This window comes from Thalassospira mesophila (genome assembly GCF_002115755.1).
Lineage (GTDB): Bacteria > Pseudomonadota > Alphaproteobacteria > Rhodospirillales > Thalassospiraceae > Thalassospira > Thalassospira mesophila.
In genome coordinates this window covers 392,354-410,018 of the sequence record NZ_JFKA01000003.1, presented here as the reverse complement: position 1 = coordinate 410,018, position 17,665 = coordinate 392,354, and the positions used below count along the sequence as shown (strand labels likewise).

Sequence of the window (17,665 nt, the reverse complement as noted above, 5' to 3'; positions counted from 1 at the left end):
TCAAACCGTCCCTGCCAGCGGCAGAAAAACTGCGGCAAGGATGTGCAAAGGGCTAGCGCCCCATCGCATCCTTGAAATGGACACGGCAAACCGGGACATAGCGGTCATTCCCGCCAATTTCCACCTGGGCACCTTCGCGAACCGGGTCGCCGTTTTCATCAATCCGGATCACCATGCCCGCCTTGCGCCCACAATGGCAGATGGTTTTAAGTTCGTTCAGCTTGTCGGCCCAGGCCAGCAGCCACTTGGACCCTTCAAACAAATCGCCCTGAAAATCGGTGCGAATGCCATAACACAATACCGGCACGCCCAGCTTGTCAGCCACATCTGACAATTGCCAAACCTGATCCTTGGTCAGAAATTGCGCTTCATCGACCAGCAAACAATCAACCGACCGGTTTTTAAATTCGGCTTGCACCAGATCAAACAGGTTTGTCGCCCCGTCAAACAGGGTTGCCGGGGCCTCCAGCCCAATGCGCGAGGCAATTTTTCCCGCCCCAAACCGGTCATCCAAAGCAGCGGTCAACAACATGGTTTGCATGCCGCGCTCAATATAATTGAAGCTGGACTGCAACAAGGTCGTCGATTTACCGGCATTCATCGACGAATAATAAAAAAACAGCTTGGCCATTCATTCCCCCTGCTCTGAACTTTATGCGACATAGCCGATTAGCCGGTGGCGATCAAGTTTGCACTGCCATAACAAAGGCCGCCGCCATGGTCATCGCCATCATCGTTGCCATGCGCAATACGGCCATGACTGGCGTATCGCGATTACCCGCCTTATGTGACAGACAGAAATCACACCAAGGAGTTTGGGCAATGCGCATTCTAATGATCATGACCTCGCACGATAAAATGGGCGATACCGGGCATAAAACCGGCATCTGGCTGGAAGAATTCGCCGCCCCCTATTACCGGTTTGTCGATGGTGGCGCGACATTGACGCTGGCATCACCCAAAGGCGGCCAACCGCCGATTGACCCCAACAGCCAAACCGACGATGCCCTGACCGACGCCACCAAGCGTTTTGACCGCGACAAAACTGCACAGCAGGCTTTTGCCACAACGGTGCCGCTTGAAGGACTTAAGGCCGACGACTTTGACGCCCTGTTTTTCCCCGGCGGCCACGGCCCGCTGTGGGATCTGGCAACAAGCACGCACTCGATTGCCCTGATCGAGGCATTTGTGGCGCAAAACAAACCGGTTGGTGCGGTTTGCCACGGCCCGGCGGCATTGGTGAATGCCAAGGCCGCCAATGGCGATGCACTGGTCAAAGACAAGGAAGTCACCGGTTTTACCGATGACGAAGAAAAGGCCGTCGGGCTGGAAGCCGTTGTTCCATTATCGATCGAACAGGAATTTAAAAAGCTGGGTGGCCGTTTTCAAAAAGGGGCCAACTGGGCCCCGTTTGCCGTTACCGATGGAAAACTTGTCACGGGCCAAAACCCGGCATCAAGCGAACTTGCTGCCGATGCCGTCCTGAAATTATTGGCATCCTGAAAAGGGCTTGACCTTCCATCTACTGGAAGGTGCAAACTGGTGTCAATCAAACAGATGGAGGATTCCCATGCTGAAACTTAAAGTCGAAGAAATGAGCTGCGGGCATTGCGTGAAAGCCGTCACTGAAGCGGCCAATACGGTGCCCGATGTCGACAAGGTCGAAGTTGACCTTGAAGGCGGACTGGTAACCGTTACGGGCAATGCAGACAGTGCCGCTGTGATTTCCGCCATCAGCGAGGCCGGGTATCCGGCGCAAAAAGTCGCCTAAACCAGCCTCTCGGGCAAGCAGAACAATCAACAAAGGCCGCTAACCAAAGCGGCCTTTGTCATATCCTTAAACCTTCGCTCGACCTTCATCAAGATTTGGCAAAAACGCCGCTAAAAAGCCGATTGCCGGTAAAAACGCACAGATCTTGTACACAAAATAAAGGCTGGTCCAGTCTGCCAGCACCCCTAGAAGGGCCGCGCCAATCCCACCCATGCCAAAGGCTAAACCAAAAAACAGGCCCGAAATCATACCCACCCGGCCCGGCACCAGTTCTTGCGCATAAACAACAATCGCCGAAAATGCCGATGACAAAACCAGACCGATGATCACGGTTAAAACAATGGTCATGGTCAACCCGACATAGGGCAACGCCAATGCAAACGGCAAAGTTCCGGCGATGGAAACCCAAATTACCTTTTTTCGGCCAATCCGGTCGCCAATAGGCCCGCCGATCAGGGTTCCGGCGGCGACGGCGGCCAAAAACACAAACAGAAAAATCTGCGATTGCCGTTCGGGCAGCGAAAACCGCTCCATCAGATAAAAGATGTAATAGCTGGTGAAACTGGCCAGATAGAACCATTTTGACAGCATCAGACAAAATAGCACCGTCAAAGCCCGCGACACCTGCGCGCCACTTAAATGCGCATGGACAATTTTGGCCCGTTTTGCCGGTGGTTTGGCGTGGCCCTGGCTTTTATACCAGTTACCCAGCCCGACCATAATCACCATGCCCAACAGCGCGACCAAGGCAAACCACGCCAGGCTTTTTTGCCCGTTGGGCAGTACAATAAAAGCCACCAGCAACGGGCCAATCGCCGAACCAACATTGCCGCCAACCTGAAAAATAGACTGCGCCAAACCATGCGCCCCGCCCGATGCCAACCGCGCCAGTCGCGATGATTCCGGGTGAAACACCGACGACCCCATCCCCAACAGTGCACTGCCACATAACAGCATGGCAAAATTGGTGGCATAGGCCAAAACCAGAAGCCCCAAAAGCGACACCCCCATGCCAAATGACAGCGAATAGGGTTTTGGTTTGCGATCAGTATAACTGCCCACCAGCGGCTGAAGGACCGATGCCGTGACCTGATAGGTCAGGGTTAAAAAGCCAAGCTGGGCATAGCCAAGGTCAAACCCGCCTTTGAAAATCGGATACGCCGCCGTGAAAAGCGACTGAAGCATATCATTTAGCAAATGACAAAAACTGGCGGCCCCTAACACCGAATAGGCTGTTTTAACCTGCCCTGGCTGCTTCGCAATCGCGTCGCTCATCCTTTAAATCCTTTGACCCGCCGTTAAACGCGCACCATCGCGCATAAGGATCATTTTAAATGATGGACGATGGCCCGCCACCCGATTAGGGTCATTCTATTATGCAAGTGGGCCAAAATGAATTTAGCAAATCATAGCCACCAACATTTCCAGTCTGTCGCCAGACCGGTCATTGCCCTGGGCGTTGATTACCCGGATGGGGAAGTTATTCCCCCGCATCATCATGAACATGACCAGTTGCTGTATGGCCTTACCGGTGTGGTTATGGCAACCACGCCCCAGGGCGCATGGATGATGCCGCCCCAGCGTGGCATGTGGATACCAGCCGGTATTGTGCATGAAGTCCGCACCCTTGGGGATGTGAAAATGCGCAGCCTTTATCTTGATCCGGCCATATCACAAGGCATGCCAACAACCTGCCAGGTTGTCGGTATTTCAAATTTCATGCGCAATTTACTGGAAGAGGCATCGGCCCTGCCGCCCGAATATGATGAGGATGGGCGCGGCGGCGCATTGATGAACCTGATACGGTTCGAGCTGGAGCGACTGCCCCCTATTCCGCTATCCCTGCCGTTGCCCACACATAAAAGGCTGGCCAAACAGTGCCACAGCTTTTTGCGGGAACCCGGGGCAAACATCACAATTGATCACTGGTGTGATGAACTTGCCATGAGCCGCCGCACCTTTACCCGCCTGTTTCGCCGTGAAACCGGGCTTAGTTTTGTGGCATGGCGCCAACAGGCCTGCATCATGGCCGCCCTGCCCCGGCTGGCCCAGGGCGAAGCTGTCACCACCATCGCGCTTGATCTTGGCTATGATAACCCGGCAGCATTCAGTGCCATGTTCAAACGCATGTTGGGGTCTACGCCAAGCCTGTATCGGCCTTAAAAACGGCCGCCAAACGCCAAAAGCCGCCCCGAACACGGGACGGCCTTTGTAAAATTGCCTGTTTCCGGGAAATTACCCCAGAATTTTATCGCGCAGCATTTTATTGACCATCGCGGGGTTGGCCTTGCCACCGGTCGATTTCATGACCTGACCAACAAACCAGCCCAGCATCCGGTCTTTACCCTCGCGGATTTCTTCAACCTTGTCCGGGTTAGCCGCAATCACTTCGTCAATTGCGGTTTCAATGGCACCGGTATCGGTGATCTGCTTTAGACCTTTTTCTTCCACAATCGCTTCCGGGTCTTTGCCGGTTTCGATCATGATTTCAAAAACGTCTTTGGCGATACGGCCCGAAATCGTGTCATCGCCAATCAGGCCAATCAGCTTGCCAAGGTTTTCGGCTGTAACCGGGCTTTCGGAAACATCAACACCTAGCTTGTTCAGCGCGCCAAACAGGTTGGTAATCACCCAGTTGGCTGCCATCTTGCCATCCCGGCCCTTGGCAACGCGTTCATAGAACACGGCCTTTTCCTGCTCGGCAACCAGCACACCGGCGTCATAGGCCGACAGGCCATATTCACGCATGAAGCGGGCTTTTTTCTCGTCAGGCAGTTCGGGCAGGGTTTTTTCGATTTCCGAAACAAACGCTTCGTCAAAAACCAGCGGCAGCAAGTCAGGGTCCGGGAAATAGCGATAATCATGCGCCATTTCCTTTGACCGCATCGACCGGGTTTCACCCAGTTTCGGGTCAAACAGGCGGGTTTCCTGAATGATTTCGCCGCCACCTTCGATCACTTCGATCTGGCGCATGGCTTCAATTTCAATCGCCTGCATCACGAAACGGATCGAGTTTACGTTTTTAATTTCGCAACGCGTGCCAAATTCCGCCCCGGCGCGCCGCACCGAAACGTTGGCATCACACCGCATTGATCCTTCGTTCATGTTGCCATCACAGGTGCCAAGATAACGCACAATCGCACGCATTTTGGTCAGATAGGCCCCTGCTTCTTCCGGCGAACGAATATCAGGCATCGAGACGATTTCCATCAGGGCAACGCCCGAACGGTTCAAATCGATATGCGAATATTTCGGGTCCTGATCGTGCATCGACTTGCCTGCATCCTGTTCAAGATGCAGGCGTTCAATGCCAACCGCCTTGGTCGAACCATCGGGCATATCAAGAATGATGGTGCCTTCGCCAACAATCGGCTTGTCGAACTGTGAAATCTGATAGCCCTGCGGCAGATCGGCATAAAAGTAGTTTTTACGCGAAAACACACTTTCATGATTGATCTTTGCCTTAAGCCCCAAACCGGTCTTAACCGCCTGGCGCACACATTCGGCATTAATCACGGGCAACATGCCCGGCATTGCCGCATCGACAAGGCTGACATTGTTGTTGGCTTCCGAACCGAACTGGGCCGAAGCACCGGAAAACAGTTTGGAATGGGCAATGATCTGGCAGTGAACTTCCAACCCGACAACGATTTCCCACGGGCCGGTCGAACCTTCAAGAATATAAGTCATGGATCAACCCTCCAGCCCGGCAGGTTTGGCGTCAAACCCGGCTGCGGTTTCAAGAACGCCACCAATGCGAATAACGGTTTCTTCGTCGAACGGTTTGCCGATCAATTGCAAGCCCAGCGGCAAGCCATTGTCTGAAAGACCGGTCGGCACAGACAGGCCCGGAAGCCCGGCAAGGCTGGCAGGCACCGTGAACACGTCGTTAAGATACATTTTCACCGGATCATCGCTGTTTTCACCCACGGCAAAAGCAGCCGACGGCGCGGTCGGTGTCAACACGGCATCGACAGTGCCAAAGGCATTGGCGAAATCTTCGTAAATGCGACGGCGCACCTTCAATGCCTTGTTGTAATAGGCGTCATAATACCCGGCCGACAGCACATAGGTGCCAATCATGATACGACGCTGTACTTCCTTGCCAAAACCCGCAGCACGGGTTTTCATGTACATGTCATCAAGGCTGTCACCGTCTTCCATCACCCGCTGACCAAAACGAACGCCATCATACCGCGCCAGGTTGGACGATGCTTCGGCCGGGGCAACGATATAATAGGTTGGCAGGGCATATTTGGTGTGCGGCAACGTAATATCGACAACGTCGGCACCGGCATCGCGCAGCATGGCAACGCCGTCATCCCACAGCCTGGCAATTTCGTCGGGCATGCCATCAACGCGGTATTCCTTGGGAATACCAATTTTCATGCCACGAATATCACCGCTAAGGGCTGCTTCGAAATCGGGCACTGCCATCGGGGCCGATGTGCTGTCTTTGGCATCGTGGCCAGCCATGGCACCAAGCATAATCGCCGCATCGCGCACGGTGCGGGTCATGGGGCCAGCCTGATCAAGCGAGCTTGCAAAGGCCACCACACCCCAGCGCGAGCAACGGCCATAGGTTGGCTTTAAACCAACAATGCCGCAATATGCCGCAGGCTGGCGAATAGAACCGCCGGTATCGGTGCCGGTTGCTGCCAGCGCCATGCGCCCGGCAACGGCCGCCGCCGACCCGCCCGATGAGCCGCCAGGCACCAGATCCTTGCCATCCTTGCCCTTCCACGGGTTAATGACATTGCCGTAATAGGACGTCATGTTGGACGACCCCATGGCAAATTCATCAAGGTTGGTTTTACCCAGCATCACCGCGCCATTGCCAAACAGGTTGGCCGTCACGGTTGATTCGTATTGCGGGATGAACCCTTCAAGAATATGCGACGCAGCGGTTGTCTGTACATTTTCGGTACAAAACAGATCCTTGATCGCAATCGGCAGGCCTTCCATTTTACCAGCTTCGCCTTTGGCGCGTTTGGTATCGGAGGCCTTGGCCATTTCAAGGGCCTGTTCCGGCGTTTCGGTAATATAGGCATTCAGCTTGCGCTGCGCTGCCATCGACGCAATATGGGCTTCGGTCAGTTCAACCGACGTGTAATCCCCCTTTGCCAGCCCGTCACGGGCATCGGCAAGGGTCAAATTTGTCAGATCAGTCATTATTCAATCACCTTGGGCACAACAAAACAGCCGGCATCGGTTTTCGGCGCATTGGCCAGCACTTTTTGCTGGATGTTGCCATCGGTGACTTCGTCCTTGCGCAACGGCAGGGTCAGATCGGCAACCGAGGTCAGAGGTGCTGCGCCCTCGACGTCAACTTCTTGCAGTTCCTCGATGAAATCGAGGATACGGGTCAAATCACCCGCCAGTTCGCCCAATTCTTCCTCGCTTACTTTAATACGCGACAGGAAGGCGATTTTACGAACCGTTTCCTTATCCAAAGACGACATGGATGAAAGTCTCTCTTAAGGAATGACAAAACACCCGGCGGACGGTCGCCCGCCAGAAACTGAAAATACAGGGCGGAACCTAGCACCCGGAACGGCCCGCGGCAAGGGCCGTGCGCCGCACTTTTCATCGTGTTTTTACCACACGGCAGATTTTATCAAAAATACCCTGCCCCGGCCCGGCAAAATGGCATGCCTGAAATACCGTTTCCACCATGCTTTGCGCTGGCATTTTTACCGATCTGCGCCTATAAGGTCGCCATGATTTGTAATGATACTCAGGAATTGCTGCGGTACCTGGCACCGGCAGCTCGGATTTTGGGCCTGGACCTGGGCACCAAAACCATTGGCGTTGCGCTTTCGGATGTCGGGCTGCAAATTGCAACCCCCTACAGCCTGATCAAGCGTAAAAAGTTCACCCGCGACATTGCCGAACTTTCGGCCATCGTCAGCAAACAGAATGTCGGTGGCATTGTCATCGGCTTTCCGCGTGAAATGGATGGCTCGATCGGCACATCCTGCCATCGCGTTTATGCGTTTGTCGATGAAATGGACAAACATATCGACGTGCCGGTTTTGCTGTGGGACGAACGCCTTTCCACATCGGCGGTTGAACGCATCCTGATTGGCGAAGCCGACATGTCGCGCAAGCGCCGCGCCGAAGTTGTCGACAAGGCCGCTGCGGGGTACATCCTGCAAGGCGCGCTTGATAATCTTAATCGTCACACCGACCCCGGTATGGTTGACGACGATGAAGACGAAGACGGCGACGATGATATTGACGTGTTCGACGACGAAGACGCCACCGACGCACAAAAATAAGGCCCGATGAATGTCTTGCAAGGCATTCATTCAAAAGCCGCGAAATCAAGCCGCCGAACTTTTGTTCAGGCGGCTTTTTGCTGCGCGATCACCATCATCACGCCAAACATCCGGCTGGGGGGCAAAACAAGTTCACCGCCACATTCAATCGCACCGAGCGATAAGGCCGCCGCACGAATGGCGCCCATATCGCGCACACGCAAACGGAACCCGGCAAAGCCGTCATCGGGCAGCATCGTGCCCGCAACCGGATATTTTTCCAACAATTCATCTTGATGTTTCACATCAACAAGACCATCCAGCGCCATTGAAGAAAAGAATTCTTCCACGGCCTCCGCCGCCCAGTGCGTAAGAAAGATACGGTCAATCGACACGGCACTGTTGATGTGGTTTTGATATTCCGGGAAATAGAAATTTTCAGCAGGGTGATGATGCTGACAGGAAAAACAAACCCCGTGGCGCAACAACGGATGGCTGGCAAAGGCCAGTGAAAAACCAAGATCAACCAGCGCACCGTCCGGCGTTTGCCCTTTGCGCTCAAAATCGAACACGTCAGGCACTGCCGCACCGGCCTTGATAAAGGCTGCGCGATCGGCATGGGCATCATGGGACTGTAACGCCAGCATCGACATACCTTCGCGCAGGCGCAAAAAATCGCGGTTGTAAACGGCAAAGGAAAAGGGCCGGTCAATGTCGTCGGGGCCAATCTTGTTCGGGTCAACCACGGCCAGAAGTTCCAGATACATGCCGTCAAGCTGCACCAGCGCATTACCCGTCCCAAACGGATGCACCGCACGCGGCGTTACCGTAAAGCCCAACTGACGATAGCGCTCGCATGCAAGGTCCAGATCTCGGACACACAACACAAGATGATCGATTTTTTTGTTCATTACTGCATCCATTTGCCACTGGACCAACCAGAAACCACCCCAAACGGTACCTGCCGATCCGTGAAAATAAATGTGCCGGTTCTTATAGCGTGCGGCAATGTAATTTTGCACCCCTGCCCCCGCATGTAGCGGATTTATCATATTTTTTGCCAAAAAACACATCCCGCGACACGCCAGCAACGGGTAATGGCAAAAACCCGCAATCCGCCGCGCCCCTCCGCACGCGACCAACCAATGATTTGCCGGGGCGGCCCTGTTTGCGTTACCGGCCTTGCAGTGATGCAAAAACTGCCTTATTCGAACTGTTCGCGTTCGCATTTATTACTGGACAGTGCCATGCTGGCAATTCTTTCGGCCCTTATCCCGACATTTGGCCTGATTGTAGCTGGCTTTGCCTTGCGACACTGGCGCTTCCTGCCCGATGCGTTCTGGCCGGGCGCAGAAAAACTGACCTATTTCATCACTTTCCCGGCCCTTTTGTTTGCCAATACCGCCAAGGCCGATCTGGGCAGTTTGCCCGTTACCGGCATTGCCATTGTTATTTTGGGAACGGCATGTGCCATGGCCGCCCTGACCATTTTGGCAAAACCCGCCTTGCAGGTCAGCGATGCGGCATTCACATCTATTTTTCAGGGGGCCATCCGCCCCAATACCTATATCGGCCTTGCCGTCGCGGCGGCGCTTTTGGGCGAACGCGGGTTAACGGTTACGGCGCTGTGTGTTGCCCTGATCGTTCCGACTGTTAATGTTCTATCTGTTCTGGCCTGTTCACACTGGGGCGATAATAACCGTAAAACCGGGATTATCTCGGTATTGCGCGATGTTATTCGCAATCCGTTGCTTATGGCCTGTGTCTTGGGCCTTGTCGCCAATGCATCAGGTTTGGGGTTACCGCCCATTGCCGGGCCGTTTTTAGAAATACTGGGCCGTGCCGCCCTGCCCATTGGTTTGCTTGCCGTTGGGGCCGGTATTGATTTGCAGGCAGCACGCCGGGCGGGTGGCCCGGTTGCCGCCTCCACCCTTGGCAAACTGGCGCTTAGCCCGGCCATCGCTATTGGCCTGTCGCTTTTGCTTGATATGCCGCCCATCGATATGGCGGCACTGGCGTTTTATGCGGGCCTTCCCTGTTCGGCCAGTGCCTATGTTTTAGCGCGCCTGATGGGCGGGGACGCCAAAATGATGGCCAGCATCATTACGGTTCACACCCTGGTTGCCATCGCCACCATGCCGATATTGGCGATATTGCTGCATGCCGCCTGAAACTGGAATAACTCCAGTATTTTCGCGCAAAAAGCTGACCAGATGGACAAGGGGAAATTTGATATTTTACCTTTCCGTAACAGGTGCAATTCGTTATGCTCCGCACGCAATTTTCCATTCAGAGTGTAGCCAAGGAACAAGTGCAACGCCATGAGTGTCATGGGACCAGAGGCGGATCACTATCCGCATCCACATCTTCTGGGGATCGAAGGTTTGACCCCCGGGGAAATCACCCTCATTCTTGATCGTGCCCAGCATTATGCGGAAAAAAACCGCACTGCCGACAAGACCAGCAATATCCTTGCTGGCAGCACGGTCGTTAACCTGTTTTACGAAAACTCCACCCGGACCCTGACATCGTTTGAACTGGCCGCCAAACGGCTGGGCGCGGATGTTATCAATATGACGGTGGGCACCAGTTCGGTCAAAAAGGGCGAAACCCTGATTGATACGGCGATGACGCTAAACGCCATGAACCCCGACGCACTGGTAGTGCGCCACGGCGATAGTGGCGCGGTCAAGCTGCTCAGCGAAAAGGTCAATTGTACGGTTCTTAATGCTGGCGATGGTCGGCATGAACACCCGACACAGGCATTGCTTGATGCCCTGACCATTCGCCGCCACAAGGGCCGCCTGCACCGTTTGACCGTGGCCATTTGCGGCGACATTGCCCATTCCCGTGTAGCCCGGTCCAACATCCTGTTGCTCAACACCATGGGGTCGCGCGTGCGCCTGATCGCGCCGCCAACATTGATCCCGTCAAAAATCGACCGCATGGGCGTTGAAATTTTCCACGACATGGAAGAAGGGCTGAAAGACTGCGACATTGTGATGATGTTGCGTTTGCAGCTTGAGCGCATGGAAGGCAGTTTTATTCCGTCTGTGCGCGAATATTTCCATTTTCATGGTCTGGACCGCGCCAAGCTGGCCAATGCCAAACCCGATGCGCTGATCATGCATCCCGGCCCCATGAACCGGGGTGTGGAAATTGACAGCGAAGTTGCCGACGATGTTGAACGTTCGGTCATTCGCGAACAGGTTGAAATGGGGGTTGCTGTGCGCATGGCAACCCTGGAAATTCTGGTGCAAAACCAGCGAAACCTTGCAGGGGACCGTAAATGATGCCTGCCATTCGCGCCAAAGCCAGCGGCAAAACAGCTTTTGTCAATGTCCGCCTGCTAGACCCGGCAACCGGGTTGGACCAGACCGGCGGCCTTTTGACGCAAGACGGCATTATTGTTGATCTTGGCCCGTCCGTCACCCGCGACACCGCCCCTGGCGATTGCCGTATTATCGACGGCGAAGGCCGGTGCCTTGCCCCGGGTCTGGTCGATATGCGGGTACAGCTTCGCGAGCCGGGCTTTGAACATCAGGAAACCATCGAAACAGCAGGCAAATCAGCGGCGACCGGTGGCGTTACCACCATGGTCGCCCTGCCCAATACCGACCCGGTGATTGACGACGTTGCCGGGGTGGAATTTATCGCCAGGCGGGCGCGCAAGGTTGGCCTTGCCAAGGTATTTGTTTATGGCGCGGTGTCCAAGGGCATCGAAGGCCATGAAATTACCGAAATGGGCCTTTTGCATCAGGCCGGGGCCGTGGCCTTTTGTGATGGTGTTAAAACCATTGCCAGCCCCCGTCTGCTGCGTCAGGCGCTGGCCTATACCACGTTTTTCGATGGTATGATTATACAGCACCCCGAAGAACCGGAATTATCGCGCGGCGGCGACATGAATAGCGGCGAACTGGCAACCCGCCTTGGGTTATCGGGCATATCGCCGCTGGCCGAAGTGATACAAATCGAACGTGATATCCGACTGGCCGAAATGACCGGCGGCCGATTGCACTTTTCGCATATTTCCACCGGTGAATCGGTCGAGGTTATTCGCAAGGCCAAAAAACGCGGCCTGAAAATAACCTGCGATACCGCGCCGTTTTATTTTGCCTTGAACGAAAATGCCGTCAGCGACTATCGCACCTTTGCCAAGCTGGCCCCGCCGTTGCGTTCCGAAGAAGACCGTCAGGCCATTGTCATGGGCCTTGTCGATGGCACAATTGATACCATCGCATCGGACCATAACCCGCAGGACCAGGACAGCAAACGCCTGCCGTTTGCCCAAGCCGCTGCCGGGGGTGTCGGGCTGGAAACACTGCTGCCGATCACGCTGGAGCTTTATCACAACGGGCATATGTCGCTGCTTGAAGCGATAGGCAAAGTCACATCGGCCCCCGCAACACTTATGAAACTGGCCGGTCATGGCACGCTAAAACCGGGAAGTTCGGCCGACATCGTCATGTTCGACCCGGACCGTCCGGCAAAGATTGATCCATATAAATTCCAGTCAAAATCCAAGAACTCCCCGTTTGACGGGCGCCTGATTCAGGGGGTGGTTCTGCGCACCCTGATTGATGGAAGGGAAGTCTTTACGCACACCAGCTGCATTGAAGGTTCATAACCATGGAACTAGATCCCGCCTACAAGGCCCTGTTGATGTCACTGCAAATTGCTACCGTATGCGGTTATTTGCTGGGTTCTATCCCGTTCGGGCTTGTGCTGACCAAAATGGCCGGACTTGGCGATATTCGCAAGATCGGCTCGGGCAATATTGGCGCGACCAATGTTTTGCGCACCGGCAATAAAACGCTGGCACTGCTAACCCTGATTGGCGATTGCGGCAAGGGTGCGGCGGCGGCCTTGCTGTTTACCCATTTTGTCGGCCCCGAACAGGGCATTTTTGCCGGTGCCGCCGCCGTTGTCGGGCATATGTTTCCGCTTTGGCTGCGGTTCAAGGGCGGCAAAGGTGTTGCCACCACGCTGGGCACACTGGCAGCGGTGAACTGGGTTATGGGCCTTGTGGCTGCTTTGACGTGGCTGGTGATGGCAGTTATTTTTCGCTATTCATCCCTTTCGGCACTGGTCGCACTTGCCGTTGCCCCGTTGGCCGCCTTTTACATTGCCCATGACACGGGTGCAGGCTGGCTTGCGCTGTTTTTGGCGGTCATTGTCTGGGGGGCGCACCACACCAATATTCGCCGCCTGATCAAGGGCACCGAACCAAAAATCGGCGACAAGAAAAAAGCCGCCGCGCAGGATGCTGCAGATACCGAGACTGAAACCGAAATGCCGATCAACTAACTTGCTGAACCGGCACCATAAATGCTTGACGATATAACGCCCGGATGATCACAATCCGGGCGTTATGATTTTAAACACACCACAACCAACGCGGCTTCCCCAATCTGAACGGCTGGCACGGGTGCGCCTTGCGCGCAGCGGCCAGATTGGCCCTGTCACATTTCGCCGCCTGCTTGAACAGTTCGGCTCCGCACGAACCGCGTTAGACGCCCTGCCCGACATTGCCAGACAAAGCGGCGTCAAACGCCCGATTGTGATTGCATCTCGCCAGGATACGATTGCCGAAATTGAGGCTGCCCTGGCCCTGTCGGCCAAACCGGTTATCTGGGGCGACCCGGAATATCCCCCTGCCCTTGCCGCCATTGAGGATGCCCCGCCGTATTTTTACGTCTTGGGCGATGCGGGTTTGTTAACCCGGCCCAGCATTGGCATTGTCGGCGCGCGCAATGCATCGCTGGGGGGCTGCCAGTTTGCCCGGCGGCTGGCGCGCGAACTGGCACAGGCCGGTTATAATGTGGTTTCCGGGCTGGCACGTGGCATTGATGGTGCGGCGCATCAAGGCGCCCTTGATGCCGTTGCCCACGGCACCGGCACCAACACCGGCGCAACAATTGCCGTGGTTGCCGGTGGGGTCGATGTTATTTATCCGCGCGAACACGCCGATTTGCAGGAGCGCATTACGCAAACCGGCTGTGTCATTTCCGAAATGCCACCGGGGTTAAAGCCGCAGGCCCGGCACTTTCCGCGCCGCAACCGGATTATTTCGGGGCTGTCGCAGGGCATTGTCGTTATCGAGGCGGGGCGAAACTCCGGATCGCTCATTACAGCCCGCATGGCCGCCGAACAAGGACGCGATGTTTTTGCCGTTCCCGGCGCGCCGACGGACCCGCGCGCCGCTGGCCCCAACAGCCTGATCCGCGACGGGGCTGTTTTGTGCGACTCCATTGATGCAATTTTAAATGTCATCGGGCAAGCCCCCGCCATTTCGCAATTTGATGCCCCGATACATACATTTAATAATGAAACGCGCCCGGCCCCGGCAAACAATACCGACTATAACCTTGATGCCATCCTTGAAAGCCTGATGCGCGATCAGGCCCTTGAAAACACCACAAACCCCGAAGATACCGATAAAATTGCCGCTAACCCGGCACAAACTGGCGGCTCTGCCCAAAATTTGTCTTCTGCGCCAACCGGGGGTGAAACCAACGATCTTACCCAAACTTTGTTCGACTTGTTATCAGCAGCCCCCATTGCGATAGACAGCCTGATCCGGGCGTCAAATCTGCCTGCAAGTACGATTTCAACGCTGCTGATCGAACTGGAACTTTCAGGAAGGGTTGAACGTCACCCCGGAAATAGGGTATCGCGTATCGCTAATTGAGTCTTGTCGTCGTTGAAATTGCCACAATATCTGGTTTCAACGATGTTTTAAGGCGCAATCCGAACGCATTTCCTGTCAATATGTGATGGGCACTTGCGAAATATATGCATTGCGGCATACCTTTTCCGCCAACAGGCGCAAAAACCGGACACGTAAAAAGTAATGAATCTTGTCATCGTCGAATCGCCAGCCAAAGCCAAGACGATAAACAAATATCTCGGTGATGATTTTAAGGTCCTGGCTTCGTTTGGTCACATCCGTGATTTACCATCCAAGGATGGCTCGGTTGATACCGATAACAACTTTGCCATGATCTGGGAAACCGATGGCCGGTCTGAAAAACAGATCCGCGAAATTGCTGCTGCCGCACGCGATGCTGACACCATATATCTCGCAACTGACCCGGATCGCGAAGGGGAAGCCATTTCGTGGCACATCCTTGAAGTACTGGAACAGAAAAAACTGCTGCGGGGCCGCGAGGTTCACCGGGTGGTTTTTCACGAAATCACCAAAAAAGCCGTTACCGACGCCATCGCCAACCCGCGTGCCCTAAATCAGGAACTGGTCGATGCCTATCTGGCGCGCCGGGCACTGGATTATCTGGTTGGCTTTAACCTCTCGCCGGTGTTGTGGCGCAAATTGCCCGGTTCGCGTTCTGCCGGGCGCGTACAGTCGGTGGCGTTGCGGCTGATTTGCGAACGCGAAATCGACATCGAGGCCTTCCGTGCCGACGAATACTGGTCGCTGGAAGCAAATTTCGGCATTCCCGAAGGAAAATTCAGCGCGCGGTTAACGCATCTCGATGGCAAAAAGCTCGACAAGCTGGCCATTGGCAGCGAGGGCGACGCCCAGATTGCCAAGGAAAAAGTCGAAGCACGCAGCTATACCGTATCGAAGGTCGAGCGCAAGGAAGTCAAACGACGCCCGCAGCCCCCTTTCACCACCTCGACATTGCAGCAAGAAGCATCGCGCAAACTGGGCTTTGGCACCAAACGGACCATGCAACTGGCACAGCGCCTGTATGAAGGCGTTGATATCGGCGGCGAAACCGTTGGTCTGATCACGTATATGCGTACAGATGCCGTGATCCTGTCTTCCGAAGCCCTGGCCGGGGCACGCCGCCTGATCGAAAAGGATTATGGCGCGCAATATATGCCGGAAAAACCGCGCAGCTTTGCCAACAAGGCCAAAAATGCGCAGGAAGCCCACGAAGCCATCCGCCCGACCGATGTTTTCCGCCGCCCCGATCAGGTTGCCCGCCACCTTGATAAAGACCAGCAGGCCCTTTACACCCTGATCTGGAAGCGCACCGTTGCCTGCCAGATGGAAGACGCCCGGTTTGATCAGGTTGCCGTTGATCTGGCATCGAACGATAACCATGTGGTTTTGCGTGCCAATGGCTCGGTCGTTAAATTTGACGGCTTTTTAAAGCTGTATCAGGAAGGCAAGGATGATTCTTCGGATGATGACGACAATGATCGTCGCCTCCCGCCCCTGACAGAAGGCCAGAAACCCGGCCTTGAAAAAGTATCGATCGACCAGCATTTCACCCAGCCCCCGCCCCGCTATACCGAGGCAAGCCTGGTAAAACGCATGGAAGAACTGGGCATTGGCCGCCCGTCGACCTATGCCTCGATCATTTCGGTATTGCAGGACCGCAATTACGTCACGCTCGCAAAACGCCGCTTCATTGCGCAGGATCGCGGACGTTTGGTTACGGCGTTTTTGTCGAAATTCTTTGAACGCTATGTTCAGTACAATTTCACCGCCGACCTTGAAAACCAGCTTGATGATGTCTCGAACGGGGACCGCGCATGGCGCGATGTGCTGACCGAATTCTGGACATCGTTTAAAGGCAATGTTGACGAAGCCAAGGAACTCAAGATCACGGATGTTCTTGATGCCCTGCAAATTATGCTGGAAAATTATCTGTTCGCCGAACGCGAAGACGGATCAGACCCGCATAAATGCCCGAAATGTGAAGAAGGCACCCTCAGCCTGAAACTGGGCAAGTTCGGCGCGTTTCTGGGCTGTTCGAACTATCCTGATTGTAACTATACCCGTCCGCTGGTCGCCAATGACAATGCTGGCGAGTCCGAGCTTGATGGCGGCCCCAAGGTTTTGGGTGTTGATAGTGCGACCGGCAAGGAAATCACCCTGCGCAAAGGGCCTTACGGGGTCTATGTGCAGTTGGGCGAGGAAGAAACCGTCGAGGGTAAAAACGGCAAGCCGAAAAAGGTTAAACCCAAACGCACCTCGTTGCCCAAGGGGCTGGAGCCTGCGGTTGTTGATTTAACCAAAGCCGAAGAACTTTTGACATTGCCCCGCGATATTGGTGTGTACCCGGAAACCGGCGAAGACATGAAAGCCAATATCGGGCGCTTTGGTCCTTATGTTCAGGCGGGCAGCACCTTTGCATCGTTAAAAGCCGATGATGATGTGCTGACCATTGGCCAAAACCGCGCCATTACCCTGATTGCCGACAAACGCGAAAAAGCGGGCAAGGAAATTGGCAAACACCCCGATGACAACGAACCGATCCTGCTGGCCGATGGCCGCTGGGGACCGTTTGTAAAACACAAAAAAACCAATGCCAATTTACCGCGTGACACAGTCAAGGAAGATGTCACACTGGAAATGGCGATTGCAGCATTAAAAGAAAAAGAAGCCAAGTCGGGTAAATCGACGTCGGCAGGTGCAAAGAAAACGGCTGCGAAAAAAGAACCGGCAAAAAAGGCTGCACCGAAAAAAGCCGCGGCAAAGAAGCCTGCCGCGAAGAAACCCGCAGCCAAAAAAACGGCTGCAAAAAAGACCCCCACGAAAAAAGCAGCCGCGAAGTAAATACGCGGCCCTGCTTTTTGCCGGACCAGAAAGTGACAGTCACCTTCTGGTCCGATGATACAAAATTTGAAAGGACGCCACAAACTTGGCGAACGAACCAGA

The 17,665-nt window shown here is 54.7% G+C and carries 16 protein-coding genes; 10 read left to right on the top strand and 6 right to left on the bottom strand.

The features are described from left to right. Positions 1-52: 52 nt before the first annotated feature. Entirely contained in the window at positions 53-631 is a 579-nt protein-coding gene (locus tag TMES_RS09795; protein ID WP_085581904.1) for a thymidine kinase, read from the bottom strand. A 191-nt stretch (positions 632-822) separates the two neighbouring features. Between TMES_RS09795 and TMES_RS09790 the strand changes: the two genes are divergently transcribed. Both TMES_RS09790 and TMES_RS09785 read left to right on the top strand, forming a co-directional pair. Next, the gene (locus tag TMES_RS09790; protein ID WP_085581902.1) at positions 823-1,503 is read left to right on the top strand and encodes a type 1 glutamine amidotransferase domain-containing protein; all 681 of its coding nucleotides are present in this window, start codon (positions 823-825) and stop codon (positions 1,501-1,503) included. Between the two features lie 67 nt (positions 1,504-1,570). Continuing rightward, positions 1,571-1,771 (top strand): heavy-metal-associated domain-containing protein, encoded by a 201-nt coding sequence (locus TMES_RS09785; RefSeq protein ID WP_085581900.1) that lies wholly within the window; start codon positions 1,571-1,573, stop codon positions 1,769-1,771. A gap of 66 nt (positions 1,772-1,837) precedes the next feature. On the opposite strand, the gene TMES_RS09780 is transcribed toward TMES_RS09785, so the two are convergent. Continuing rightward, positions 1,838-3,046 carry an MFS transporter gene (locus tag TMES_RS09780; protein WP_085581898.1) on the bottom strand — a complete coding sequence of 403 codons (1,209 nt, stop codon included), beginning with the start codon at positions 3,044-3,046 and terminating at the stop codon, positions 1,838-1,840. Between the two features lie 117 nt (positions 3,047-3,163). Here TMES_RS09780 and TMES_RS09775 point away from each other — a divergent pair, with 117 nt between their 5' ends. Further along, the gene (locus TMES_RS09775) at positions 3,164-3,934 is read left to right on the top strand and encodes an AraC family transcriptional regulator (protein ID WP_085582108.1); all 771 of its coding nucleotides are present in this window, start codon (positions 3,164-3,166) and stop codon (positions 3,932-3,934) included. Between the two features lie 72 nt (positions 3,935-4,006). Here the strand turns inward: TMES_RS09775 and gatB are convergent, their stop codons facing one another. Genes gatB through gatC form a run of 3 tightly spaced genes read right to left on the bottom strand, consistent with a single transcriptional unit; the run spans position 4,007 to position 7,233 of the window. Then, positions 4,007-5,461, bottom strand: a complete 1,455-nt coding sequence (gene gatB, locus TMES_RS09770; protein ID WP_085581896.1) for an Asp-tRNA(Asn)/Glu-tRNA(Gln) amidotransferase subunit GatB — start codon at positions 5,459-5,461, stop codon at positions 4,007-4,009. A gap of 3 nt (positions 5,462-5,464) precedes the next feature. Continuing rightward, positions 5,465-6,943 (bottom strand): Asp-tRNA(Asn)/Glu-tRNA(Gln) amidotransferase subunit GatA, encoded by a 1,479-nt coding sequence (gatA, locus tag TMES_RS09765; protein ID WP_085581894.1) that lies wholly within the window; start codon positions 6,941-6,943, stop codon positions 5,465-5,467. Further along, a complete protein-coding gene (gene gatC / locus TMES_RS09760; protein ID WP_085581892.1) occupies positions 6,943-7,233 on the bottom strand; it encodes an Asp-tRNA(Asn)/Glu-tRNA(Gln) amidotransferase subunit GatC in 291 nt (96 codons plus the stop codon). Before gatC ends, gatA begins: the two co-directional genes overlap by 1 nt. Positions 7,234-7,491: 258 nt before the next feature. On the opposite strand from gatC, the gene ruvX reads away from it, so the two are divergent. Beyond that, entirely contained in the window at positions 7,492-8,052 is a 561-nt protein-coding gene (gene ruvX, locus TMES_RS09755) for a Holliday junction resolvase RuvX (RefSeq protein WP_085582106.1), read from the top strand. Positions 8,053-8,117: 65 nt separating this feature from the next. Here the strand turns inward: ruvX and TMES_RS09750 are convergent, their stop codons facing one another. After that, the gene (locus tag TMES_RS09750) at positions 8,118-8,942 is read right to left on the bottom strand and encodes a VOC family protein (protein WP_085582103.1); all 825 of its coding nucleotides are present in this window, start codon (positions 8,940-8,942) and stop codon (positions 8,118-8,120) included. A gap of 336 nt (positions 8,943-9,278) precedes the next feature. Between TMES_RS09750 and TMES_RS09745 the strand changes: the two genes are divergently transcribed. The 6 genes from TMES_RS09745 to topA all read left to right on the top strand — a co-directional run bounded on the left by TMES_RS09745 (position 9,279) and on the right by topA (position 17,563). Then, positions 9,279-10,202 carry an AEC family transporter gene (locus tag TMES_RS09745; RefSeq protein ID WP_085582102.1) on the top strand — a complete coding sequence of 308 codons (924 nt, stop codon included), beginning with the start codon at positions 9,279-9,281 and terminating at the stop codon, positions 10,200-10,202. A gap of 159 nt (positions 10,203-10,361) precedes the next feature. Continuing rightward, entirely contained in the window at positions 10,362-11,324 is a 963-nt protein-coding gene (locus TMES_RS09740; protein WP_425444052.1) for an aspartate carbamoyltransferase catalytic subunit, read from the top strand. Beyond that, the gene (locus tag TMES_RS09735) at positions 11,321-12,658 is read left to right on the top strand and encodes a dihydroorotase (RefSeq protein ID WP_085581888.1); all 1,338 of its coding nucleotides are present in this window, start codon (positions 11,321-11,323) and stop codon (positions 12,656-12,658) included. Before TMES_RS09740 ends, TMES_RS09735 begins: the two co-directional genes overlap by 4 nt. A gap of 2 nt (positions 12,659-12,660) precedes the next feature. Continuing rightward, positions 12,661-13,338: a glycerol-3-phosphate 1-O-acyltransferase PlsY gene (gene plsY / locus TMES_RS09730; RefSeq protein WP_085581886.1), complete on the top strand. Its 678-nt coding sequence runs from the start codon at positions 12,661-12,663 to the stop codon at positions 13,336-13,338. A gap of 64 nt (positions 13,339-13,402) precedes the next feature. Then, positions 13,403-14,722, top strand: a complete 1,320-nt coding sequence (gene dprA, locus TMES_RS09725) for a DNA-processing protein DprA (RefSeq protein WP_245835316.1) — start codon at positions 13,403-13,405, stop codon at positions 14,720-14,722. A gap of 162 nt (positions 14,723-14,884) precedes the next feature. Continuing rightward, positions 14,885-17,563 carry a type I DNA topoisomerase gene (topA, locus tag TMES_RS09720; protein ID WP_085581884.1) on the top strand — a complete coding sequence of 893 codons (2,679 nt, stop codon included), beginning with the start codon at positions 14,885-14,887 and terminating at the stop codon, positions 17,561-17,563. The last annotated feature ends 102 nt before the right edge of the window (positions 17,564-17,665 follow it).